Below are 23,255 nucleotides of genomic sequence, written 5' to 3' on the forward strand. Positions count from 1 at the left end.
GCAGACGGTCATTGCACCTTGATCTGGTGCGCGATGTCCCGGCCGTTGCTGACCGTGACCTGGGTGAAGCCGATCAATTTGCAGAAATCGAGAAAATTCAGCTCCTGGGGCTGGTTGGAACGTGCAAACAGTTCCGTAGACCGCGCCATCGAGGTCAGCGACGCCAGCAGGGCACGCAGCCGGTAAAGCGTATCGTACTGGCCGTCGCCGGTGGCGACGATGATCAGTTTTTCAAGGTCGGTCCCCTTGGCGAACAGGTGATAGCCGACGACACGGCTCTGCTTGTCGTGCTGTGCCGCCAGGCCTATGACAAAGGCGGCGCGCGAGCGCTTGCCGGCATCCGGAGCCAGGGCAAGGTCCGAGACATAGACCTCGCGTGTCTGCGGCTCGGGATAATAGTAGCCCGCATGAGCGTCGAAGGCGCGGGCCGCCGTACCGGTTGCCGTCAGCCAGATGATCACCGTTGTGACCGTGATCGCAATCGCCTGAATTCGTTTCATGTTCCGCAGTCCCCCGACCGGATTGGAGGCCCATCAAGCCGTGAACGCATGCCGGACGCAAGCTGTGTCGGGCAATTATTGTCTTGAGGCAGGGGCGCAAGGACGCAAATGCTATACTTTTGCCATCATGTGACCCCAATCCTGTGAGGTGTCAGGGCGCAGATTTCGGAGTTTATGATCATGGTGACCCGCTTCTCGTTGGCGCTGGTGACAGCAGCCCTGGTGGCGCTGCCGGCTTCGGCCGAGGCCGCCGGACCGGCGGTAGCCTACACGACCGCGAACCTCAACATGCGCGCCGGGCCCGGCACGAACTATCCCGTGATTACCACGGTGCCGCGAGGCGGCGGTGTGACCGTGTTCGGCTGCACGGCAGATTTCACCTGGTGCGATGCCGCCTTTGCCAACGCCAAGGGCTGGGTGTCCGGCAGATACCTGAGCTATGGCGGCAACGGCATCTATTACGGCCGGCCGATCCCCAATGCCGGTGTCGGTATCGGTGTGCCGCGCTACTACCGCGACTATCCGATCTACGGCAGGCCACCCGTCGTGGTGCAGCCGCGGCGGCCCTATCCTTACAGGCCCTATTACCCGCGCTATCCGGGCCGCTATTGAGAGCACCGGACCTGCTGACCCGGAAGCGCCTTGACGCGTGTCCCGTTCCTCGAACGGGCCGGGCCGCAATATCCTTCTGACGGCCCTGTTCCGCTCCTTTTCAGATCGACGGATCTCGATTCGAAGCGCGACTCACATGTTTCTCGGCGGACCAGCTTTCCGACGCAAGCTGGGCGCAAGCCTCCGCCATCACGATCAGGCACCGACTGGCCCGCAACCCGGCCACGGCACTCTCCTGCCAGGACGCCTTCCCGGCCGGGACAGCGTCCGGCCCAGATTTTCGGAGTTATGATCATGCGCATATGCTTGTCGCTGGCATTGATCGCCCTTGCCGTTCCGGCGCTGCCGCTGGAGGCGGGGGCCGAGGGGCCGGCGATCGCCAACACGACCGCCGACCTGAACATGCGCAGCGGTCCGGGAACCGATCATCGGGTCATCATCACGGTCCCGCGCGGTGGGCGGGTGACCGTGAATGGCTGCACGGCCGGTTTCAACTGGTGTGACGTGGTTTTCTCCGGTTCAAAAGGCTGGGCATCCGGTCAATACCTGGTTTACGGCGGCACCGGTCGTTATCAAGGTCAGCCAATTCCGGCCGCAGGGCCCGCTCTTGGCGTGCGGCGCTATCGGCGGGACTATCCGATCTATTCTGCCGGACCGGTCTACAAGGGCGGACCGGTCTACAAGGGGGACCCGGTCGCGGCCGCACCGCAGCCGGCGCAGTCCTACGAGTACGATGTCGAGCTTTATCCGTTCGCGCGAGAGCCCTGCCCGCGTTATCCCGACCGGTATTTCGAGCACCAGGTCTGCTGAGACATGCCCTGACCTATTGCACGGGTTTGGGAGCGGCCATGACCAGCGACCAGAACACCTTGTGCTTTGCCGACGGCGAATAGGCCGTGGCGATGCCGAGGCGGGTCGCGTCCTTGGTCAGCAGAACCTGATTGTGTTTCGGGCTTTCCCGCCAGCCTGAGAAAGCCTCCGCGAAAGTCCGGTAGCCGGCGCTGACATTTTCGGCGGCGGCGGTCTTGGGTTCGCCGATAGAAGTCATTCGGGCGGACAGCTGCTGGTCCGGCTTGAGCGACGCCTGGACCGAGCCGGCCGAAGCCATGGCGGCCGCCTGGCTCTGGGCGATCAGGGTCAGTTGCGAGTCCGGCGAGACCGGCGACAGGCCGTTGTTGACCCGGTATTGCGAAATCATCTGCGCCGCCGTCGCGGCATCCACCTGGCCGTCGACACGGGCCATGTCCTGGTAGAAGGGCGGCGTCTGCATGCGCTCGCCCATGCAGGCAGTCAGAGACAGCGCCGCCACCCCGGCAACCGCCAGCGCGAAGCGTCGTTTAACGGTCAGAATTCGAAACACCAATCAGGCTCCCCCGGCAGCGCAGGTCACGTCAATGTTGCGCTGATTCGCGCGCGGACCCGCCGGTCATGTACCGACAACAGAGCGGAATTGCGGCATCCGGACGCAAATTCCTTGCATCCGATCGAAAAAAACCAGCCCGATAAACGGGCTGGCCAGGCTGCATAAGGCTCTTCAGGGGCGCTTGCCCCGGCCTTTCAGGGAGTTCCGCTGTCAGCGCTTGCAGGCGTCCAGCACGTCTTCGTAGGTTCGCAGGCCCGTTGTCGGGGCGCAGACGAGCACCGACATGTTGCCGGGCGCATGTTCGTTCTTCCACATCTTGGTATGGGCCTTCGGGATCTGCTCCCAGGGAAAGACCTCGGACATGTAGGGGTCGATGCGCCGTTCAATCATCAGCTTGTTGGCGGCGGACGCCTGTTTCAGGTGGGCGAAGTGGGAGCCCTGCAGCCGCTTCTGGTGCATCCACATGTAGCGGACGTCGAAGGTGCAGTTGAAACCCGAGGTGCCCGCGCAGATCACGACCATGCCGCCTTTCTTGCACACCAGAGTCGACACCGGGAACGTCGCCTCGCCGGGGTGCTCGAAGACGATGTCGACATTGTTGCCCTTGCCGGTGATGTCCCAGATCGCCTTGCCGAACTTGCGGGCTTCAGCGAACCACTCTGCATATTCCGGCGAATTCACCGTCGGCAGCTGGCCCCAGCATTTGAAGTCCTTGCGGTTGATGACACCCTTGGCGCCGAGGTCCAGCACGAACTGGCGCTTGTCCTCGTCAGAGATCACGCCGATGGCGTTGGCGCCGGCTGCCGTAATCAGCTGGATGGCGTAGGACCCAAGGCCGCCGGAAGCGCCCCAGACCAGAACGTTCTGGCCGGGCTTGAGCTCATGCGGATGGTGGCCGAACAGCATGCGGTAGGCGGTGGCGAGCGTCAGCGTATAGCAGGCGCTTTCTTCCCAGGTCAGGTGTTTGGGCCGCGGCATCAGCTGCTGCGCCTGGACACGTGTGAACTGGGCAAAGGAGCCGTCCGGGGTCTCGTAGCCCCAGATCCGCTGGGACGGCGAGAACATCGGGTCGCCGCCGTTGCATTCCTCGTCGTCACCATTGTCCTGGTTGCAGTGAACCACGACCTCGTCACCGACCTTCCAGCGCTTGACCTTGTCGCCGACCGCCCAGACGATGCCGGACGCGTCGGAGCCGGCAATGTGATAGGCGGCGCCGTGACCGTCGAACGGGCTGATCGGCTGGCCCAGACCGGCCCAGATGCCGTTGTAGTTGACGCCGGCGGCCATCACCAGGACCAGAACCTCGTGGCTGTCCAGTTCCCAGGTCGGGACGACCTCCAGCTGCATGGCTTCCTCGGGCGGGCCGTGGCGTTCGCGGCGGATCGCCCAGGCATACATGTTTTTCGGCACATGACCGAGGGGCGGGATCTCGCCGATCTCGTAAAGGTCTTTCACCGGAGCATCCTCGCGCGTTCGGTTGTCATTGGCTTCGGCGGTTGCTGTCATTCTCCCCTCCCAGGGCTTAATGGCCTCAGAATTTCGCATTTGCACAATGCTTGATCGGGCCGAAACCCGATTTTGCGCAACTATTGTTCAAAAATGCCGCGCTGATCTATACGACTATTGCTTAACTTGCGTTTTGATGCCAAGCATATTTTGCATTGCGGGAGAAACTTTCGCGGGTGTGCATGTTCCGGCGCGCCGCCGACTGTTGGGGAGAACAGGCTGACGTGGCGCCGCCGATTGACAAAAAAACTGGCAGCCGAAGGCCTTAGGAGGACTATTGCATGAGTGGACCGGGTGAAAACCGACCGGAAAAAGACCGTCCGTGGATCTTCCGGACCTATGCAGGACACTCGACGGCGGCAGAGTCGAACAAGCTCTACCGTGGCAATCTTGCCAAGGGTCAGACCGGTCTGTCGGTCGCATTCGACCTGCCGACGCAGACCGGTTATGACCCGGATGACCTGCTGGCGCGCGGCGAGGTCGGCAAGGTTGGTGTTCCGGTGGCCCATCTCGGCGACATGCACACCCTGTTCCGGGACATTCCGCTGGAACGCATGAACACCTCCATGACGATCAACGCGACCGCCCCCTGGCTGCTGTCGCTCTATATCGCGGCCGCCGACGAACAGGGCGCGGACCGCAAGCTTCTCTCCGGAACGACCCAGAACGACATCATCAAGGAATACCTGTCCCGGGGCACCTATGTGTTTCCGCCGGCGCCGTCGCTGAAGCTGACCACGGACGTGATCGCCTGGACCTATTCCAACATGCCGAAATGGAACCCGATGAATGTCTGCTCCTACCATTTGCAGGAAGCGGGCGCGACACCGGTGCAGGAACTGTCCTTCGCCCTGGCGACGGCGGTCGCCATCCTGGATTCGATGAAGGCGAGCGGCGCCATTCCGGAAGAGGATTTCCCCAAGGCGGTGGGCCGGATCTCGTTCTTCGTCAACGCGGGCATGCGCTTCATCACCGAAATGTGCAAGATGCGCGCCTTCACCGAACTTTGGGACGAGATCTGCCGCGAGCGCTATGGCGTCGAGGACGAGCGTTATCGCCGCTTCCGCTACGGCGTCCAGGTCAATTCGCTCGGCCTGACGGAGCAGCAGCCGGAAAACAATGTCTACCGCATTCTGATCGAGATGCTGGCCGTCGTGCTGTCCAAAAATGCCCGGGCCCGCGCCGTACAGCTGCCGGCCTGGAACGAGGCGCTGGGCCTGCCGCGTCCGTTCGACCAGCAATGGTCGCTGCGCATGCAGCAGATCGTCGCCTACGAGACCGATCTGCTGGACTATGCCGACATTTTCGACGGGTCGGAGGAAATCACCCGCAAGGTCGAGGCACTGAAGGCCGAAGCGCGCGAGGAGCTTGCGCGGATAGACGCCATGGGCGGCGCGGTCGCCGCGGTCGACAGCAGTTACATGAAGCGCCAGCTGGTGGAAGCCAACTCGGCGCGCCTTGCGGCCATCGAGGCCGGCGACCAGGTGGTGGTCGGTGTCAACAGATGGACCGAGAGCGAACCGTCACCGCTGTCGGGCGGTGAGGACGGCGCCATTCTGACGGTGGCCGGGCATGTCGAGGACGAGGCGATCGAGAAGGTCAAGGCGTGGCGCGAGACGCGCGACAGCGCTGCCGTGGCAACTGCCCTGAACGAGCTCAAGAGCGCTGCCCAGGAAGGCCGCAACATCATGGAGCCGTCGATTGCGGCGGCCAGGGCAGGCGTGACCACCGGAGAGTGGGGGCGGGTCCTGCGCGAGGTCTTCGGCGAGTATCGTGCACCGACCGGTGTCGGCCAGTCGGTGCGCGACGAGGCCGGCGACCTTGCATCGGTGCGCGCCGATGTGGACTCGGTCTCGGAAAGCCTCGGCCGCCGGCTGAAATTCCTGGTCGGCAAGCCGGGTCTGGACGGTCATTCCAACGGTGCGGAGCAGATCGCCGTGCGCGCCCGTGACTGTGGCATGGAAGTCGTTTACGAAGGCATCCGCCTGACCCCGGCCCAGATCGTCAATGCGGCGATCGAAGAGGATGTCCATGTCATCGGCCTGTCGATCCTGTCAGGGTCGCATCTGGCCCTGGTCCAGGATGTGATGGACCGCCTGCGGGCGGCCGGCGGCGACGACATACCGGTTGTCGTCGGAGGCATCATTCCCGAAGAGGATGCCGCCCGGCTGAAGGCCATCGGGGTTGCCGCGGTTTACACGCCCAAGGATTTCCAGCTTACCGACATCATGGCGGATGTTGTCCGGATCGTCGGCAGCAAGGTGGAAAAGGCGGCCTGACGGCCGGATTGAACCGGTGCCGGCATGGTTGTCCCTTGGAGAAGTGCTTACCTTTCGTAAACCTTTGTTAACTCTTTGTTGAGAGATTCGAAGAGTTCCGCCAGAAGGCGGTTCTCTCTGAATGGCCAGGAGGCCTGAATGGCGACGATTGAAAGGCCGACATCGGCCCAGGTCGTGGCGCATGCGACAGAGTATCCCGCGGACAGGGACGGTGACGGCACCGGCCATGACCGCAGAAAGAAGCGTGACACCGCAGAGCGCCACGAAACGGACACCGGACAGTCCAGCGACAATCCGGCGGTTCTTGTTGATGCCCATCACATCGAAAACCACACCCTGGACGGCGTGGCGGCCTATCGGGCCACGGCGCTGCAGGCGCTTGAGCCGGGCATAGACCACGGACCGGTGCATCCCTTGCCGGGGCCGGTCGACCGTCTTCCCGCGGACAACATCCGGCACGCCTACGAAGACCATTGCGACGGTGAACCTCCCCACGAAGTCAATGTGGCGACCTGATAGGCGTCCGCATCGGTCAAAGTGATTAAGGCCACATGGTTCCGCGTTTCCGGGACTTGACGTTCCGGAGCGTCCCCCCATATCGCGAGCGATACGTAGTCCTACGTATGCTCTGCCCGCGCTGAAAGCGGTGGCGTGGAGGGGAACAAAGCCGGGGGTCTTGGTGTGGCGGAGACAATCGTTTCGCTGGCGGCGCAAAACCTGCTGTCGCCGATCATTCTGTTTTTTGCGCTTGGATTGGGAGCGGCACTCGTCCGCTCGGACCTGTCCGTGCCGGAAGCTGCCGCGAAGGCGCTGTCAATCTATCTGTTGTTCGCAATCGGCTTCAAGGGCGGTGTCAGCGTCAGCGCACACGGCGTCGATGCGGGACTTCTTATGTCGCTTCTGGCAGGTCTTCTCCTGTCCTTCGCGATCCCGTTTGCGGCTTTCGGGCTGCTGCGCGTCATGACCAGCCTGAGTACGACCGACGCGGCTGCCGTGGCGGGACATTACGGGTCGATCTCCATCGTCACCTTCGTGGCCGGCACATCGGTCCTGCAAAGTCAGGGCATTGCGAGCGAGGGTTACCTGGTGGCGGTCGCAGCGGTGATGGAAGCCCCGGCCATTCTGTCGGCGCTGTGGCTGGCGGCGCGGTCACCGGCGTCCGGAGACCCGGCCGGACAGTCCCGGGGCACGGGCGGGCTATGGCGCGAGATTCTTCTGAACGGTTCGATCGTCCTGCTTGTCGGCTCCTTCGCCATCGGGTTCCTGTCCGGACCGAAAGGGCTTGCGGACATCGAGAGTTTCATCGTTGCTCCCTTCAAGGGCGTGTTGTGCCTCTTTCTCCTGGATATGGGGCTGGTCGCCGGCCGGGGGCTGCGCGCCAGCGCCGGCCAGCTTCGTCCCGGACTGATCGGGTTCGGCCTGCTCATGCCCGTTCTGGGATCGCTTGCCGGTCTTGCCGCCGCGAGCGTGGTCGGCCTGTCGGCGGGCGGCACGGTGCTCCTGATGACACTCAGCGCGTCCGCCTCCTATATCGCGGTGCCCGCGGCCATGCGCGTTGCGTTGCCGGAAGCCAATCCGTCCATCTACCTGACCATGTCGCTGGGAATCACCTTTCCGTTCAACCTGACGATCGGCATTCCCCTTTATCTCAGCATTGCCCAGGCCATCGGAGGATAAGCCCATGGAAATGAACGCCGCCAAACGGGTCGAAATCATCATCGAGGCGCCGATGGAGACCCGTCTCACGGATGCGCTCGACGGCGCCGGGGTCACCGGTTACACAATCCTGCCGGTGATGGGCGGCAGCGGCCAGTCCGGCCGCTGGAGCCGGGAAGGGCAGGTGTCGCGCGCCGGGGGCATGGTGGCGATCATCTGCATCATCCGGCCGGACCGTCTCGAGTCATTGCTGGAGGCCGCTTTCGCGGTGGTCGAGCGCCATATAGGCGTCATTTCCGTGAGCGACTGTTCGGTCCTGCGCGCCGAACGGTTCTGAACGGACCGCGCCTGAAGGCGTAGGCGCGCCGGCTGATTTCAATTCCGCGAACCAGATGATATGAAGCTCACCAATGACAGGCCGCGCTTGGGTTGCGGCACGGGTTGGGAGACATGTCCTTGAATTTTCCAGAACATCTCATGGCGGGGTACGGCCGGTATCTCAGCAAGGGCTTCGTGCGTCACAGGGAAACGCATGAGCGTCTTGCGGTCTATGGCCAGACGCCGCAGGTCATGGTGATTTCGTGCTGTGACAGCCGGGTGACGCCGGAAGGGATCTTCAATGTCGGTCCCGGTGAGCTGTTCGTGGTGCGAAACGTCGCCAATCTCGTGCCGCCCTACGAGGATACCGAGGGCCAGCACGGCACCAGCGCGGCGATCGAATTCGCGGTCAACGGCCTGAAGGTCAGGCATATCGTGGTCATGGGCCACGGCCAGTGCGGTGGTGTGAAGGCCTTCCGGGAAAACGCCAATGCGCCGATGGCGACGGGCCAGTTCATCGGCCGCTGGATCAAGCTTCTGGAGCCGGCGGCGATAGCCATGGCCTGTATGCCGGTGGACAAGGCGGACGACCCGCAGCTGGCGATGGAATATGCCGGCATCCGGCAATCGTTGAAAAACCTGATGACATTTCCCTTTGTCGACAATGCTGTTCAACAGGGCGAACTCACCTTGCATGGCTCCTGGTTCGATATCGGGTCGGGAGAGCTCAGGGTCATGGACCCTGAAAGCCAGCGCTTTGAACAGGCGGCGCCGGTGGCGGTCAAGAGTGCCGAGTGACACGCAGGTTCGGAGAAATTGAATGACGGCGGACCCAGGGCTTTATCGGCGCATGGCGAAGTACAATTCCTGGATGACGGAGAAGGTCTATGCCGCCTCCGAGGCGCTCAGCGACGCCGATCGCAAAGCCGACCGCGGCGCCTTCTTCCGGTCGGTGCACTCGACCCTGAACCATCTTCTCTTCGCCGATCGTGCCTGGATGCGCCGGTTCACCGGAACGCCCTACGAGATCAAGGGAATGGGTGTTGATCTTTACGAGGACTTCCCGGAGCTTAAAACCGAGCATTTGCGGATGTGCGAAGACATTTCCGCATTCACCGATCAGCTGACTGTCGACTGGCTCGTCGGAACTCTGGAATGGACCAGTGTTACCGACAAGACGACCCGCAGCCGGCCGCGCTGGCTCCTGGTCACCCACATGTTCAATCACCAGACACATCATCGCGGCCAGGTCTCGACGCTGCTGAGCCAGGCCGGCGTCGATATCGGCGTGACGGACCTCCCCTTCATGCCGGATCTGGTTGAACAGTTTTCCTGAACCATCGGGAAGACAACTCGGCTGGCCCGGCGTGTTACGCTCCGAACCCGGCACGGCAAACGTTAGAGCTTCGGTCAGGCGATCCGGTCGGGAGCGAACACGCGCCCGGCGGGACAGGGTTAGAGCGTTTTCCGATCAATTAGGATCATTTGATGAGCGTATCCGGTTCAGTCGGCAAGGCGCGCCGCGAAGCGCGATGCGGTGCATCGGGCAAGCGGCGCAACGCTGCCGATGGGCCGGATACTCTCACCCGCAACAGCCCCGATGCGTATGAGAAACAATTGAAAATGGGCCGGACGGTTTGGCGCGCCGGCGTCGTTGGCCCACCCTTGTGGTGGGAAACACCACCGCGCGTGACCCGCCTAGCCAGCGCGCCAAACCGTCTCGGTCAAATGACCCTTATTGATCGGAAAACGCTCTAGCCGGCCGGCCGCCTGATCCGGCCGAAATCCGAGTTGAGAACCAGGCTGCGGAACTGGCGCAACAGGCCCGCGTCGAGCTTGCCGCCCATGTCCGCCATGATGGCGAGCGCCTTGCTCGGCGGGAAGCTGTCCTTGTAGGCGCGTTTTTCCGTCAGCGCGGAAAAGATGTCCACGATCGTGAGCAAGCGAACGCGTTTCGGGATCCGGTCACCGCGCAGACCTTCCGGATAGCCCGTGCCGTCCAGAAATTCATGGTGCGACAAGGCCATGTCGATAACCTGTCCCGGAACCTCGTTCCGGCTTTTCAGGATCTCCTGGCTGTAGAGCGGATGCCTGTTCACGAGTTCGCGCTCGTGGTCCGTGAGCTTGCCGGGTTTGTCCAGGATGGAGAGCGGAATCTTGACCTTGCCCAGATCATGCACCAGACCGCCGAGCCCCATCAGATACTGCTCTTGGCGGGGCAGGCCCAGGGCGTGGGAGAAGCTGATCGCATGCCCCGTCACCATCATGGTGTGGCAATAGGTATGGCTGTGGTGGCTTTGGACCGCTGTCAGCCAGTTGTCGATGCCGTCCGTGACCAGCGAAGCGGAGATGTCCTTGGCGGTGCCGGCCAGCATGCGCATGGGAAGCGGCGCGCCGGAGAGCGCCGCCACCGACATCTGGTCGAGCGCTGCTGATGTGGATACGACGGTCCGCGCCGTTGTCTCGGGAAGGCCTGCCGGAAGTTTCGGCTTCGAATAGTCGCCCAGCATTCCCCGCAGCTTCATCAGCAGGTTGGGCAGCTTGTCCTCACGGTCGACCAGATGGAAAACACCCAGTTCGCGCGCTTGCAGAACCTGCTGGCGGCTCCTGATATCAAGCAATCCCAAGGAAGCGTTTTCGCTCGCCTTGGTGAGTGGTTTGAGAACCTTCAGGTGTTCCGGCCGGATATCCTGAAAGTCGACGAGAAGAAGCGTGTCTTCCGTAACGTCTTCCAGAGTGAATTTCGAGAACGGAAGGTATTTGACAGGATAAAGGGTTGCGAGTTTCGCAAACTGTTTCGGAAACGAATTCCAATTCTCGGAGACTGCCAGAATTCGCGTCATGCGCATCAACAATCGTTTTATGAAATATCAGGAACCAGAGGTTGAAGATAAAACGTAAAAAATACCTTAGTAAAAATTGTCGGCATGCTTTCACGGAAACTCATGGTCTCCATGGCCGGTGTCCTGCCGTTCTCCGCTGCCGTTTTGTTGAAGACTCTTACGGCCGACTCGCGGCCTGGCGCGAGGGCCCTTCAGACCGGGTTCGCTCACCGCTTTGTGTTGCCCTGATGACGCACCGTGAAGGGACGCGCCGGATGGCGCGTCCCTCTTGCGGTGTTTTGGGTAAGCCCGCAGCAGGCCTATGCGGCGGCAACGTTGCTGAGGAAGGATTCGACTTCCTGCTTGAGTTCATCCGTCCTGGCGGAGAGCAACCCGGAGGCATCAAGAACCGATCGAGACGATTCCGACGTCTGGTTCACCGTGCCGGACAGGTCGGACATGCGGGAGGAGACAAACGTGGTGCCTTCCGCCGCGCGCTGGGCGTTTTGAGAGATCTCGCCGGTTGCGGATCCCTGTTCGCTCACTGCGGACGCGATCGTTCCGGTGTAGGAGTTCACCTCTTCCATGATCGTGGTGATCTCGGCGATCGCATTGACCGACTCCTTCGTTGCCTCCTGGATCGCTGAAATCTGGGCGCTGATCTCCTCGGTCGCCTTGGAGGTCTGGGTCGCGAGTTCCTTCACCTCGGCCGCAACAACCGCAAAGCCCTTGCCGGCCTCGCCGGCGCGGGCCGCCTCGATGGTGGCGTTCAGGGCAAGCAGGTTGGTCTGTTCCGCAATCGCCTGGATCAGGGTAACGACTTCGCCGATCTTTGATGCCGACGCCGCGAGCCCTTCCACCTTCTCGTTGGTGACCCGCGTGCCTTCTGTGGCGCGGCTGACCACCTCGGTCGTCTGGGCAACCTGGCGGGAAATCTCGTCGATCGAGGTGGACAGTTCCTCCGCGGCGCTGGCAACGGTCTGAACGCTGGATGTCGCCTCGTCGGCGGAGTTCAACGTTTCGGTCGCGCTTGAGGCGCTTTGCCCCGACAGGTCGGACAGGTGGGCCGCCGTTTCCTCCAGGCCGTGAACGGTTTCGTCGACGGAGGTCAGGACGTTGGAAACGCTGGATCTGAACGACTGGATCAGGTCGTTCACCTTGTTCTGGCGGTCCACGGTGGCTTCGTCCGAACTGCGTTGCTGTTCGGCCAGTTCAAGCCGTTCACCGGCTCTGGTTCTGAGCGTGTTGACCGCCTGTGCGAGCATGCCGATCTGGTCGGTGCGTTCCCCAAAGGGAACGTCGTCCTGAAGATCATCCTGCGCAATCCTGGTCGTAATCTCCGCAAGCTGTGTGACCGGGCGCAATTGCCGGCGGATCGCGAAGATCAGCAGAAGAACGGACACAACCACCACCGGCAGCACCAGCAGGGTGTAGCGGCTCATGAGTTCCCACACATTGGCCTCGACCGCGGCCTTTTCCACGCCGGCATAAAGAATGCCGATGATATCGCCTTTCGTGGCGAAGATCGGCTGGTACACCGTGAAATAGTCCTTGCCGAGGATGGTTGCCTGGCCGTGAAAGGTCTGGCCCTTGGTGACGACGGGGTAGACCGCGCCGTTTTGTCCGAGTGGCGTGCCGACGGCGCGCTTGCCGTCGCCCTTGATGATATTGGTGGTCTTGCGCCAGAAATCCTTGGTCTCGGGGTCCCATGCGAACACGGTGGCCGTTTCGCCGGTCATCCGCCCGATCGAATCGATCATTTCGTGATCCGCAAAGGCCGGAATTTCCGCAAGTTCTATGCGGGTGACGTTTCCCGATCGGTCCCAGGTCACCTTCGCGTCCGTGACACGTTCCTGAAACAGGGTCGCCGCGACACGCAGGTTGACATCCTGCTTCTTTTGGGCGGCTACCTGGGCCTGCCCCAATGCGACCTGGTAAAGAAGAATGCCAACAACCACCATCGAGATGGTCAAAACACCCGCGGATACGATAGCCAGTGTCGAAGTGACACTAAGGCGCGCCAGTAAGTTTTTCATCGAATCACCCAATTTCCTCTCCGTCCGCATGGTTAACGAGAGAAGTAAATTTTGGGAAAACGTGGCTACGACCTAAGTTGAATTTCAGGAAAAGCGATTTTCTACCGTAGAGTGTGCTGTTCCTGACCGTTTCAACTGGCAAACAGAAGCGCGCTGCCGGCGACGACAAGCGCAGCTCCGGCCCAGGCGCCAAGTGCGGGCATCTCCCCGGTGCGCCACCACATCATCGGCAGCATGACGACCGGTGTCGTTGCCGACAGGGTGGCGACAATGCCGACCTGGCCACCGGAGAGCGCGAACAGGATCAGGGTCATGCCAAGTCCCATGCCGAGAAGACCGGAAACGGCAATGACGCCGACTATGGACAGGCTCAGCCTGCCGGCGGGTTTGACCCACGAATACGGCAGCCGTGTCAGAAGCAGGAGGCCGATGGCGGCCACGCCGACACGGATGCTGGAAGCTGCAACCGGGTCGGCGCCGGTTTCCATGATCGGCCGGGCAATCAGCGAACCGACGGATTGCGACAGAGCGGCGGCGAGACCGACCAGCACGCCGACCCAGACCGGTCCGCGGATGTTTTCCCACTTGTGCAGCTGCGACTTGCGCTTGCCGAAGCGGATGGCCAGCAGCACGCCCAGAAAGGTCAGGCCGATCCCGGCGACCTGTGTCCCGTTGAGATGTTCCCCCAGGATCATCCAGCCGAGGATCGCCGACATCGGCGCATTCAGGGAAAACAGCATGGCGGTACGGCGCGGGCCCATGCGGTTCAGGGTCAGGAAAAGCGCGGTGTCGCCCAGGAAGATGCCGATGAAACCGGACAGGACCAGTGGCAGAAGATGCGCGTTGCCGATCGAGCCCCAGCCCGTTGTCAGGGCCACCCATGCCGACAACATGAGCGCAACCAGCACCATGCGGGTGCAATTGAAGGCAATGGCGCCAAGGTGTTGTGCGGGGCCGGCGGACAGGAGGCCCGTCAGAGCCCAGAGCGTCGCCGCGCCAAGCGCCGCGGCTTCATAGAGAAACATGAGTGATATCCGTCAGGGGCTGACCGGCAGCGTCGGCGGCTGGCCCGTCCAGGCCGTTTCGAAAAAGGCAACTTCGAGCGCGCTCATCTTGCGGAAGCAGATAGCGGCCTCTTCCTGTTCCTCGGGCGAAAGCGCCGGGCCCAGACTGTCCATTTCCTCGCGCAGCCAGCCGACAAACTCCTGGAAACCGGCAACGGCGTGCAGGTCGATCCATTCGGCGAGATAAAAGGCATGCGGGCGCGGTTTTTGCGCTTCGCGGAGGCCCCAGGTGAGGTAGCACCATTCCGCGCAAAGCAGGCAGGCGAGACCCTCGGTGTAACGTCCTTTGCCGGAGGCGGTCAGCAGAAGTTCGGCAAAGGCACGGGTGACAGGGCCCTGGGCCGCGGCCTCGTAGACTTCGGGGTCTACGCCGAGGGCTTTGAACGAGCGAAGGAAATAGTCGTTTTCCTCCGAAGTCAGCAAGGCCAGAAAACCGGACAGGCGGGACTTGGAACGCATGGCGGGCGCCTTGGCCACCAGAAACCCGATCGTCGATGCCAGATCGGTAATGAACGTATAGTCCTCGATCAGGTAGCGGGCATAGGCTTCCTCTGGCACGGAGCCGTCACCGATCGCCTGCGTGAAGACGTGGTTCGCGGCATCGGACCAATAGGGCTCCGCCCTTGCCGCCAGCCAGTCGGTGAAGCGGGCCCCGGGATCAGCCGCGAGAAAGTCCCGGAAGGATCCGTCGAACTGCGTGGTCATGTGGCGACTGGCTCCCTTCGCGGATGCAGCGTGATGCATTGATCTTCTGCGCGAACGGGTAAACAGGCGGGTGCGGATCTGTCAATCCTCAAGCTTGTCCAGGAGGGCCTGGCCAACTGACAAGTTTCCAGACCGTCATCAACGCTGTCTGTTCCGGAGCCTTCCCGTCGACAGACGCCAGGCGCTCAGGCAGGCTCGGTCTGCCTGCCGATCACGCGTCTTCGGATCGGTTCGGCGGGGGGGAGATCGCGCAGTTCCGCGTGGTGAGGCGACTTGATGCAGGTCGGATCGGTTGCCGCGGCATCACCGGTCATCGCGAAAGCCTGGCAACGGCAGCCACCGAAATCGATTTCCTTTCTGTCGCAGGAGCGACAGGGTTCCGGCATCCAGTCGAAGCCGCGAAAGCGGTTGAAGGCTTCCGACCTTTCCCAGATCTCGCGCAACGGTTTTTCACTCACCTTGTGAAAGGTCATCGAGGTGATCGTCTGGGCCGCGTGACATGGCAGCACGGTTCCGTCCGGCGTGATCATGAAGGCATCCGAGGCCCAGCCCCCCATGCAGGGTTTTGGGTAGTCGGCATAATAATCCGGCGTGACAAAGTCGATGTTGAGGATGCCCGCCAGATCTTCGCGCACCGTCTCGACATAGTCGACCTGGCGCATCACCGCGTCATGGTCCGGCAGAAGGGCCGAGCGGTTCAGATAGGCCCAGCCGTAATACTGGACATTGGCGATTTCCAGCCGTTCGGCGCCGAGTTCCAGGCCAAGGGCAACGAAGTCGGGAACTTCATGAATGTTCAGCTTGTGGATCGGTGCGTTGACGGTGAGCGGCAGGCCGAGTTCACGGACCCAGGCCGCTGCCTGGCGTTTCTTCGCATGGGCGTTCCTGTAATGCCCGACCATTTCCGTCGTGTCCGGATGCGCACCCTGAAAACTGACCTGGACATGGTCGAGCCCGGCTTCGGCAAAGCTCTCCAGACGGTCCCGGGTGAGCGTGACGGCGGCGGTGATCAGATTCGTATAGACGTTTCGTGCGCTCAGGCAGGCGATGATCCTGTCCAGGTCCTGGCGCAGGGTGGGTTCGCCGCCGGAAAGATGTATCTGGAGGACGCCCAGATCGGCGGCCTGTTCGAACGTGTCCAGCCAGGTTTGCGTGTCCAGCTCCCTGTCGGCCTTGAGCAACTCCACGGGATTGGAGCAATAACCGCATTGCAGGGGGCAACGATGGGTCAGTTCCGCCAGCAAGCCGAGAGGCGGACCGACAACAGGTTTCGCATTTGCCGCAGTCATTGGTCCTCCCCGCAGCGCAGCAGCAGGCGGTCGGACCACTCCTGTAGAAAAGTGAGCACGTCCGGGGCGATCTCCTCGGTCGAGGCGTCGTAATCCGCCGCGAGGCCGCGAACGATGTCCGTGACGGTGTCCCTGCCGGTGCAGCGACGCAGGATGTCCGCGCTGATCTCGTCGGGCCAAAGCACTTTTTCCGGCGCAAGCACCACCCATTTCTGCCGCAGCTCGTCGAAGCGCAAGTGGACGTGTGACGGCAGCAGGGGCCGGCTTGTCCGCGTGATTTCCATGCGGGTGCGGGGCACGGTCACCGGCCTATTCCGCTATGGCCGGCCGAAACGCGCCCGGAGCGATCAGGCCCGGTGTCACATAGGCGAAATGCAGGGCATCGAGCATCGCCCAGAGGATGTCGCACTTGGTCAGCAGCGCGTCGACCGCATCCGCCTGCTTGTCCGGCGTATCGGCCCAGAGCATGACAAGGCCGAGGGCGTGTTCGGCGTCGCGCGGGGCCTGGTGCAGGCGCGGCTTGAAATAGGCGAGCGTGTCCTCGGTGATGTAGTCATAGCGGGCGAGCATGGCGGGGACCCGTTCGCCGATGGCGACCGGTGAAAAAAGCTCCGTCAGGGACGAGGCGACCGCGACCAGCAGGGAAGACCGGGACACCAGATCGATATAGGCATTGACCGCGAAGCGGGTCGCGGGCAGGGCGTATTTGCGGGACTTGACCATTTCGATGTCCAGATCAAGCCCTTCGGCGAGCTTCAGCCAGCGCTTGATGCCACCGTCCTTTTCTTGTGTCTCGCCGCCGTCATGATCAACGATGCGCTTGCGCCATTCGCGGCGGAATTCCGGATCTTCCGAACGGGACAGGATGATGGCGTCTTTCTTCGGGATGGCTGCCTGATAGCAATAGCGGTTGAGGGCCCAGGCCCGCATCTGCGCCTTGGTCAGTTCACCCGCGTTCATCAGCTTATGGAAGGGGTGGTGCATGTGATAACGCTCGAAGCCGGCGGTTCGCAGTGTCTGTTCCAGCTCCTCGGGCGAGAGCAGGCGTCCGGCCCGGCGTATTTCGTCGGCTGCCGACGGCTCCACGCCGCTTCCGATACCGGGTTCTGCCGGGGTGTGTAGGTCCCGCGCCGTTGCGACTGCACTCATAACGTCAACTCCATCCCGTCATAGCCGATCTCCCAGCCCGCCGCTTCCACCGTTTTCGCGGCGTCCGAGGCGGGGTCGAGGATCGGGTTTGTATTGTTGATGTGAACGAAAATCCTGCGGCCGAGATCGACATTCCTCAAGGCGGCCAGCGTGCCATGCTCTCCGCCGATGGCCATGTGGCCCATGCGTGCGCCGGTCTTGCTGCCGACACCGGTGTCGGCCATCTCCGTGTCGTGGAAGACCGTGCCGTCGAACATCAGGCAGGCGCCGCCGTCGATCCGTTCCCGCAGCGCGTCGTCCACCGCAGCGCAGCCGGGTATGTAGAACAGCGTTCCGTCTGTCCCCTGCGAGGCCGATGTCCTGAGCGCGATGCCGATCGTGTCGCCAGGGGCTGTGCCGAAATTGTCGTCGTCCGTATTTTCCAGAAACAGCGCGACCTTGCCGGAAACGGCGAAGGTTTCAACGCTCAGTCCGAGCGGGCCACGGGGTCCTTCGAGCTCGGTGACGCCTTCGAGCGGAAGCTCGCGGCGTTCCACCACCTCCGGGTTCAACACCTGAAAGATGCTGTTTTCGCCGAGGGTTTTCAGCACCCTGGCGGTTGCGTAGAGAATGAAGGGTTCGCGCTCCCGCAAGGAAAGGAGACCGGCGATATGGTCGACATCCGCATTCGTCAGGACAACGGCCTCGATCGGCGTGTGCCTGAGCGGTCCGTCCGCCCGGGGCTGCAAATCCGGGCTCGCGGCGATCTGTTCGCGAATATCGGGTGAGGCATTGAAAACAGCCCAGCTTCGGCCATCCGCGCTCGCAGCGATGCTCGATTGCGTCCGAACGCGAAAGCCGGGCTTTTTTTCACGCACTGCACGGCTCAGCGGGGCGTTACAGTTCCATTGGGGAAAGCCGCCACCAGCCGCGGATCCGAGGACCCTGATTTTCACCGAGCTCCTCCCTTGCGCGGCAATCTGTTATTTCTTCCGGCCGCAGGTGCCGATTTCGGCAGGCATGTAGCGGGTGACTTCAAATCCGGCTTCGACGGCGGTCATGGTCGGCTTCTTCCAGGTCTTCATGTCGTTTCCTCCTCTGGTTGACATGCAGCGCAAGTCTAGCACCCGAGTTTGGCGCGGGCAGGCGACACCTTAGTCTGTATTCCGCAACGGGCCGGCGAAGCGATTCTGGCATCAATCTTCTGATCAAGTTATTGATCTTGAATTGGTTTTTTGTCGTGTTGACGCGTTGGTGCGCAATCCGGTCGTTTTTCCTGCCGAAAACACGGACCAAACCAAAAGGCATTCGCTTCGCGCAAGGCGGCACACGAACGCCGCATCTGCGTGGGGCCGTCCGGGTTCATTTTTTTAAAAAGGCGTGGAAGCAAGCGGGACAGCCGCCGCATGTGTGTGAACCGGTGGAGCCGGGCCTGCAGGAGGCAGCGGGCGCGCCGGTGCGCGCCCGTTTCTTCAGATCGCGGTGGCTTTGCTCAGGCCGCGGCCTTCTTCGGCGTGATCAGGCCGCGATTGACCAGGACCTCGGCAATCTGGACCGTGTTGAGCGCCGCGCCCTTGCGCAGGTTGTCGGAAACCACCCACATGTTGAGGCCGTTCTCGATGGTCGCGTCCTCGCGGATGCGCGAGATATAGGTCGCGTCCTCGCCGGCGCTCTCGTAAGGCGTGATGTAGCCGCCGTCTTCCTGCTTGTCGATGACCAGGCAACCCGGTGCCTCGCGCAGGATGTTGCGTGCTTCGTCCGCGGTGATCTCGTTTTCGAACTCGATGTTGACGCTTTCCGAGTGGCCGATGAACACCGGCACGCGCACGGCGGTGCAGGTCACCTTGATGGCCGGATCGAGCATCTTCTTGGTTTCGGCCAGCACCTTCCATTCTTCCTTGGTGTAGCCGTCTTCCATGAAGCTGTCGATATGCGGAATGACGTTGAAGGCGATGCGCTTGGTGAATTTCGACGGTTCGATCGGGTCGTTCACGAAAACCGCACGGGTCTGGTTGAACAGCTCTTCCATCGCTTCCTTGCCGCCACCGGATACCGACTGGTAGGTGGACACGACGATGCGCTTGATCTTGGCATGGTCATGCAGGGGCTTCAACGCCACGACCAGCTGGGCGGTGGAGCAGTTCGGGTTGGCGATGATGTTTTTCCTGGTGAAGCCGGTGATGGCATCGGCGTTCACTTCCGGCACGATCAGCGGCACATCGGCGTCGTAGCGCCAGGCGGAGGAGTTGTCGATGACAACGCAGCCCTTGGCGCCGATCTTCGGCGACCATTCCTTGGAAACGGTGCCGCCCGCGGACATCAGGCAGATATCGGTGTCGGAGAAGTCGTAATTCTCCATGGCCTGAACCTTCAGCGTCTTGTCGCCGAAGGAAACCTCGGTGCCCTGCGAGCGGCGCGAGGCGAGAGCGACGACTTCATCCGCCGGAAAGCCGCGCTCGGCGAGAATGTCGAGCATCTCGCGGCCGACATTGCCGGTGGCGCCTGCGATTGCGATCTTGTAACCCATTTTCGAGTAGTCCTTGTCCGTCTCCCCGCTTCGCCGGCGCCCTGTCCTTGTGAATGGGCGTCGCCGGCTCCCGGCGCCTCCCATCCCCGGGGAGGCGGGATGAGCGGCACCGTCAAGCGGTGGTCTTGGTGGTCTTCGGTGTGTGTTTGAGAGCGGTTGCTGCAGACGTCCGGGTCTCGCCGCGCATGAAGGTCGCGCTGGCAAGGGCCTGGGTCATCATATCCAGAATGTCGGCTTTCAGCCGGGTCATCGGGGCTCGCAATCGTCAAAACTTGAGACGGCGGTGTTTTTGCCCGGAAATCCGCGCAAGTCAACAAGGAATACGGTGGAAACGCGCGATTGGTATTCAAGTTGTTGCCTGGAGGATACGGATCATCTGCCGGGCCGCTGTTCTGCGGGCGGCGTGCGACGTGCCGGCAGGCGGGGCAAACACCGCGTGCCGATGAGTTCATGGATGCAACTCAACCGGCGAACAACCGGCCAGGTCCCTGTCCGGCCGTGCCGAGACCGGCGAGGGTCATCATGTGCCAGGCCAGGGCGAGATTGGAGCTGATCACCGGTTTGCCGAGCCGTTTCTCGCAGGCCTCGATCACCGGGAAGGTGCGCAGGTTGGTGCAGGAGGTGAAGACGGCCTCGACCTGCGGGTCGGATCCCACGGAGCAGATCGCGTCTTCCACCGACCCGAGCGCGATCCGCGCGACAACGGCCTCCTCGCCCTGACCGAAGGAGCCGACCCGGACCGGGTCGAGGTCGTTGTCCCGCAACAGGGCGCAGACCGCGTTCGAGACCTCCTCGACATAGGGCGAGACGACGCCGACCCTCGTCACGTTCAGGTGCTTGAGCGCGGCGACGACCGCGCTGGCCGGGTTGGTCACCTTGGCCGAGCCATGCGCCCTTCCGACCGCGGCCGCCACGGCGTCCGCACCGATCACGGTCGCTCCCGAGGTACAGGCGTAACCGACGACACTGAGCGGCGTGTTTCCGGGCAGGAACCCGGCCGCATCCGTGAGCCGGTCCTTCATCAGCATCAGGGTTTCCGGCGTGACGTCCGGCGCACTTTCGATCCTGGTGTGGTAGAGCGCGGCGGCCTGCCGGTGAAAGATTTCCCGGAACTCGCGTTCGATGGTCTCGTCGGCGGACAGCACGATCAGGCCCAGCGCCTTGGTCGTTTCCACGCTGTGATCAATTTCAAACGGCAACTGCATGGGCTTTGTCCACGGCGTCAGGGCGCAATAACGGGAATTTCCGGCGCGGCGGGCGTGCTCAGGAATTCCGGAGAGCCATCACGGATGACGATGTTTTCCTCATGCACCATCATCCGGCCTTCGCCGAGATCGATGCCGGGTTCCAGCGTCAGCACCATCCGTTCCTTCAGGACGGTGTCGTCGAACCCGGTCAGGGACGGGGCTTCGGTCAATTGCATGCCGAGACCGTGGCCGAGCCGGCCGACATCGCCTTCGCCCTGACCGATCGTTGCCGCCATGGCACGATAGAGATCGGCGCAGGTTCGACCCGGCCGGGCAATCTCGGCGGCGGCGTTGACCGCGGCCACCAGGGTTTCATGGGCCCGCTTGACCGTTTCGCCGGCAAAGCCGATGGCGAAGTTGCGGTCGAAATCGCAGAAATAACCGTCCTTTGTGGCGCCGGTGTCGAGCATCAGCACGTCGCCGGCACGCAAAAGCTGATCGGTCGGTGGGGAAATGACGTCGCCATAGCCGCCGGGACCGGCGCCGCCGACCAGGTACGGCACGTCGTCGGCGCCTTTTTCGAGAAGCTCGATCCGGAAGGCGCGAAAGGCATCCTTGAGCGTCTGTCCTTCACGGAACAGGGCCGGTGCGGCGGCGAAACCGTCGGAACCGATCCGGCAGATTGCACGCAGCTTGTCGAGTTCCAGCTCCGATTTCACCTGTCTCAGGGCCTGGACGAGACCGGTGGCATTGACAAATTCGGCGCCGGGAAGGCGTTCCCGGAGCGACCAGAAGTCCTCAAGCGGCATGCGCAGCGAACTTTCCCGGCCCATGGGCATGCCGATCCGGGGATAGTCCTCAAGGAGCCCGGCGAGCAGCGCGATGCCGTCATCCACCGGATGCGGCGCGGAGAAGGTGCGGATGTCGTCCAGCCAGGTGGCGGACATCAGGTGGGCGCCGATCTGCGGGATCACCGCGACCGGCTTGCCGCTTTTCGGCACGACCAGGAACCAGGGCCGGGTCGGGCTCTGCCAGAACAGGGTCCGGAACCCGGAAAAGTAGCGGACGTCCGCTTCCGTGGTGAAAAACAGCGCATCCAGGCCTGCCTGCCGCATGGCCGCCTGGGCGCGCTCTGTTCTCTGCGCGAATTCGCTCTCCGGGAAATCCGGCTCAGCCATCTTCCGGCCCTTCCGACAGGTAACACAGCACCCGGGAATTCCCGGTCAGCTTGAGGGCGTCACGCAAGGCACCCGCATGGTGAAGGACGGCGATGCCGGCGGCTCCCGACGCGGTGGTCGCAAGGCCGTACCCGGCCAGCCACGCGACGGTATCGGCGGCTTCCGCGTCTGAAATGGTGACGAAGTCATCGGCTTCCCGCGCCAGGTATTTCAGTGCCAGGTGGGATGGCTCCTTGCAGTCAAGGCGGCCCATGATCGAGACCGGCCCCGGCGCGGTGACCGGGCGGCCCGCTTCGATGCTGGCGTTCAGCGCGGGGGCATGCTCCGGTTCGACAACGACAATGGTGACATCGCGGCCGCAGGTGGCGCGGGCGCTGACGGCGCAGGCCGCGGCGAGGCCGCCGACACCGGCCTGCAGGAAGACATGGGTCGGCGGCGCGGGGATCTGCCGGGCAATCTCGTTGCCCATGATCAGGTAGCCTTCCATCACGTCCCGTCCTGCATCGGTCATGCCCGGCCAGGTGCTGTCGGGCAGCAGGATCCAGCCTTCTTCGGCCGCCTGCTTCCGGGCGGCTTCCATGCTGTCTTCATAGGTCGCCCCGGCGCGAACCACCTGCGCTCCCTTGTGCCGAAGCCGCACTGCAAAGGCTTCGGGCACGGTTTCGGAAACGAAGACCACCGCCTTCGCGCCGTAGAGCGGTGCGCCGGCTGCCAGGGACAAACCGTGATTGCCGGCGCTGGCGCAGGCGAAGGTCTCGCCCTCCAGGGCCGTTTCGAGGTTCGTCGCCTCACCGTCGCGCAGTCTTTGCCCGGCCCGCTTGGCGATCGCGTAGGCGGCGCCCAGCGCCTTGAAGCTGCCGAGGCCCATACGGTCGCGCTCGTCCTTGATGAAGAGCGCACCGACACCGAGTTCCCCGGCGAGGCCGGGCAGGTCGAGCAGCGGCGTCGGCCGCTTGTCCGCGCTTTTTTCCAGAAAGGCGTCGGCCATCTCCGGTGTTTGCGAAACCGCGCCCTCCGCCAGGTCTGCAGCATCGGGAAGACCCTTGCCCAGCCAGGAATTTTTCAACGCCTCCATGCGGCCCCCG

General features: G+C 62.8%; 26 protein-coding genes. 9 read left to right on the top strand and 17 right to left on the bottom strand.

Going from position 1 to position 23,255, the window contains the following annotated elements:
* Positions 1 to 8: 8 nt before the first annotated feature.
* Positions 9 to 500, bottom strand: coding sequence for a hypothetical protein (locus O6760_RS09900; RefSeq protein WP_269585210.1), 492 nt, complete (start codon positions 498 to 500; stop codon positions 9 to 11).
* A 180-nt stretch (positions 501 to 680) separates the two neighbouring features.
* Here O6760_RS09900 and O6760_RS09905 point away from each other — a divergent pair, with 180 nt between their 5' ends.
* On the top strand, positions 681 to 1,112 hold the full coding sequence (locus tag O6760_RS09905) for an SH3 domain-containing protein (protein WP_269585211.1): 432 nt from the start codon (positions 681 to 683) through the stop codon (positions 1,110 to 1,112).
* Positions 1,113 to 1,406: 294 nt separating this feature from the next.
* On the top strand, positions 1,407 to 1,922 hold the full coding sequence (locus O6760_RS09910; protein ID WP_269585212.1) for an SH3 domain-containing protein: 516 nt from the start codon (positions 1,407 to 1,409) through the stop codon (positions 1,920 to 1,922).
* Positions 1,923 to 1,935: 13 nt separating this feature from the next.
* Here the strand turns inward: O6760_RS09910 and O6760_RS09915 are convergent, their stop codons facing one another.
* The gene (locus O6760_RS09915; RefSeq protein ID WP_269585213.1) at positions 1,936 to 2,472 is read right to left on the bottom strand and encodes a CAP domain-containing protein; all 537 of its coding nucleotides are present in this window, start codon (positions 2,470 to 2,472) and stop codon (positions 1,936 to 1,938) included.
* A 213-nt stretch (positions 2,473 to 2,685) separates the two neighbouring features.
* Positions 2,686 to 3,981, bottom strand: coding sequence for a crotonyl-CoA carboxylase/reductase (gene ccrA / locus O6760_RS09920; protein WP_269585214.1), 1,296 nt, complete (start codon positions 3,979 to 3,981; stop codon positions 2,686 to 2,688).
* Between the two features lie 281 nt (positions 3,982 to 4,262).
* On the opposite strand from ccrA, the gene O6760_RS09925 reads away from it, so the two are divergent.
* From O6760_RS09925 to O6760_RS09955, 7 genes are all read left to right on the top strand, one after another.
* Entirely contained in the window at positions 4,263 to 6,260 is a 1,998-nt protein-coding gene (locus O6760_RS09925) for a protein meaA (RefSeq protein WP_269585215.1), read from the top strand.
* 138 nt (positions 6,261 to 6,398) lie between these two features.
* Complete coding sequence (locus tag O6760_RS09930; protein ID WP_269585216.1) at positions 6,399 to 6,776, top strand: hypothetical protein; 378 nt, start codon at positions 6,399 to 6,401, stop codon at positions 6,774 to 6,776.
* Between the two features lie 165 nt (positions 6,777 to 6,941).
* Positions 6,942 to 7,937 carry a sodium-dependent bicarbonate transport family permease gene (locus tag O6760_RS09935; RefSeq protein WP_269585217.1) on the top strand — a complete coding sequence of 332 codons (996 nt, stop codon included), beginning with the start codon at positions 6,942 to 6,944 and terminating at the stop codon, positions 7,935 to 7,937.
* Between the two features lie 4 nt (positions 7,938 to 7,941).
* Entirely contained in the window at positions 7,942 to 8,253 is a 312-nt protein-coding gene (locus O6760_RS09940; protein WP_269585218.1) for a P-II family nitrogen regulator, read from the top strand.
* A gap of 113 nt (positions 8,254 to 8,366) precedes the next feature.
* On the top strand, positions 8,367 to 9,032 hold the full coding sequence (locus O6760_RS09945; protein ID WP_269585219.1) for a carbonic anhydrase: 666 nt from the start codon (positions 8,367 to 8,369) through the stop codon (positions 9,030 to 9,032).
* 22 nt (positions 9,033 to 9,054) lie between these two features.
* The gene (locus O6760_RS09950; RefSeq protein WP_269585220.1) at positions 9,055 to 9,570 is read left to right on the top strand and encodes a DinB family protein; all 516 of its coding nucleotides are present in this window, start codon (positions 9,055 to 9,057) and stop codon (positions 9,568 to 9,570) included.
* Between the two features lie 152 nt (positions 9,571 to 9,722).
* Positions 9,723 to 9,992: a hypothetical protein gene (locus tag O6760_RS09955; protein WP_269585221.1), complete on the top strand. Its 270-nt coding sequence runs from the start codon at positions 9,723 to 9,725 to the stop codon at positions 9,990 to 9,992.
* On the opposite strand, the gene O6760_RS09960 is transcribed toward O6760_RS09955, so the two are convergent.
* The 14 genes from O6760_RS09960 to O6760_RS10025 form a co-directional block, all read right to left on the bottom strand.
* Complete coding sequence (locus O6760_RS09960; protein WP_269585222.1) at positions 9,989 to 11,077, bottom strand: HD-GYP domain-containing protein; 1,089 nt, start codon at positions 11,075 to 11,077, stop codon at positions 9,989 to 9,991. The genes O6760_RS09955 and O6760_RS09960 overlap by 4 nt on opposite strands.
* 299 nt (positions 11,078 to 11,376) lie before the next feature.
* A complete protein-coding gene (locus O6760_RS09965) occupies positions 11,377 to 13,092 on the bottom strand; it encodes a methyl-accepting chemotaxis protein (protein WP_269585223.1) in 1,716 nt (571 codons plus the stop codon).
* A gap of 131 nt (positions 13,093 to 13,223) precedes the next feature.
* On the bottom strand, positions 13,224 to 14,117 hold the full coding sequence (locus O6760_RS09970; RefSeq protein WP_269585224.1) for a DMT family transporter: 894 nt from the start codon (positions 14,115 to 14,117) through the stop codon (positions 13,224 to 13,226).
* 12 nt (positions 14,118 to 14,129) lie between these two features.
* Positions 14,130 to 14,861: a TenA family protein gene (locus tag O6760_RS09975; RefSeq protein WP_269585225.1), complete on the bottom strand. Its 732-nt coding sequence runs from the start codon at positions 14,859 to 14,861 to the stop codon at positions 14,130 to 14,132.
* Between the two features lie 185 nt (positions 14,862 to 15,046).
* On the bottom strand, positions 15,047 to 16,150 hold the full coding sequence (gene pqqE, locus O6760_RS09980) for a pyrroloquinoline quinone biosynthesis protein PqqE (protein ID WP_269585226.1): 1,104 nt from the start codon (positions 16,148 to 16,150) through the stop codon (positions 15,047 to 15,049).
* Positions 16,147 to 16,455: a pyrroloquinoline quinone biosynthesis peptide chaperone PqqD gene (gene pqqD / locus O6760_RS09985; RefSeq protein ID WP_269585227.1), complete on the bottom strand. Its 309-nt coding sequence runs from the start codon at positions 16,453 to 16,455 to the stop codon at positions 16,147 to 16,149. The genes pqqE and pqqD overlap by 4 nt, the downstream gene beginning before the upstream one ends.
* A 4-nt stretch (positions 16,456 to 16,459) precedes the next feature.
* Positions 16,460 to 17,299: a pyrroloquinoline-quinone synthase PqqC gene (gene pqqC / locus O6760_RS09990; RefSeq protein WP_269585228.1), complete on the bottom strand. Its 840-nt coding sequence runs from the start codon at positions 17,297 to 17,299 to the stop codon at positions 16,460 to 16,462.
* Entirely contained in the window at positions 17,296 to 18,234 is a 939-nt protein-coding gene (gene pqqB / locus O6760_RS09995; protein ID WP_269585229.1) for a pyrroloquinoline quinone biosynthesis protein PqqB, read from the bottom strand. The genes pqqC and pqqB overlap by 4 nt, the downstream gene beginning before the upstream one ends.
* A 27-nt stretch (positions 18,235 to 18,261) precedes the next feature.
* Positions 18,262 to 18,363 carry a pyrroloquinoline quinone precursor peptide PqqA gene (gene pqqA / locus O6760_RS10000; protein ID WP_269585230.1) on the bottom strand — a complete coding sequence of 34 codons (102 nt, stop codon included), beginning with the start codon at positions 18,361 to 18,363 and terminating at the stop codon, positions 18,262 to 18,264.
* Between the two features lie 407 nt (positions 18,364 to 18,770).
* Positions 18,771 to 19,805, bottom strand: coding sequence for an aspartate-semialdehyde dehydrogenase (locus O6760_RS10005; RefSeq protein WP_269585231.1), 1,035 nt, complete (start codon positions 19,803 to 19,805; stop codon positions 18,771 to 18,773).
* A gap of 112 nt (positions 19,806 to 19,917) precedes the next feature.
* The gene (locus O6760_RS10010) at positions 19,918 to 20,055 is read right to left on the bottom strand and encodes a hypothetical protein (protein ID WP_269585232.1); all 138 of its coding nucleotides are present in this window, start codon (positions 20,053 to 20,055) and stop codon (positions 19,918 to 19,920) included.
* A gap of 211 nt (positions 20,056 to 20,266) precedes the next feature.
* Complete coding sequence (locus O6760_RS10015; RefSeq protein WP_269585233.1) at positions 20,267 to 21,010, bottom strand: maleate cis-trans isomerase family protein; 744 nt, start codon at positions 21,008 to 21,010, stop codon at positions 20,267 to 20,269.
* A 17-nt stretch (positions 21,011 to 21,027) separates the two neighbouring features.
* Positions 21,028 to 22,170, bottom strand: coding sequence for a M24 family metallopeptidase (locus O6760_RS10020; RefSeq protein ID WP_269585234.1), 1,143 nt, complete (start codon positions 22,168 to 22,170; stop codon positions 21,028 to 21,030).
* Positions 22,163 to 23,245, bottom strand: coding sequence for a pyridoxal-phosphate dependent enzyme (locus O6760_RS10025; RefSeq protein WP_269585235.1), 1,083 nt, complete (start codon positions 23,243 to 23,245; stop codon positions 22,163 to 22,165). The genes O6760_RS10020 and O6760_RS10025 overlap by 8 nt, the downstream gene beginning before the upstream one ends.
* Positions 23,246 to 23,255 lie beyond the last annotated feature (10 nt).

This window comes from Roseibium sp. Sym1, assembly GCF_027359675.1.
GTDB lineage: Bacteria > Pseudomonadota > Alphaproteobacteria > Rhizobiales > Stappiaceae > Roseibium.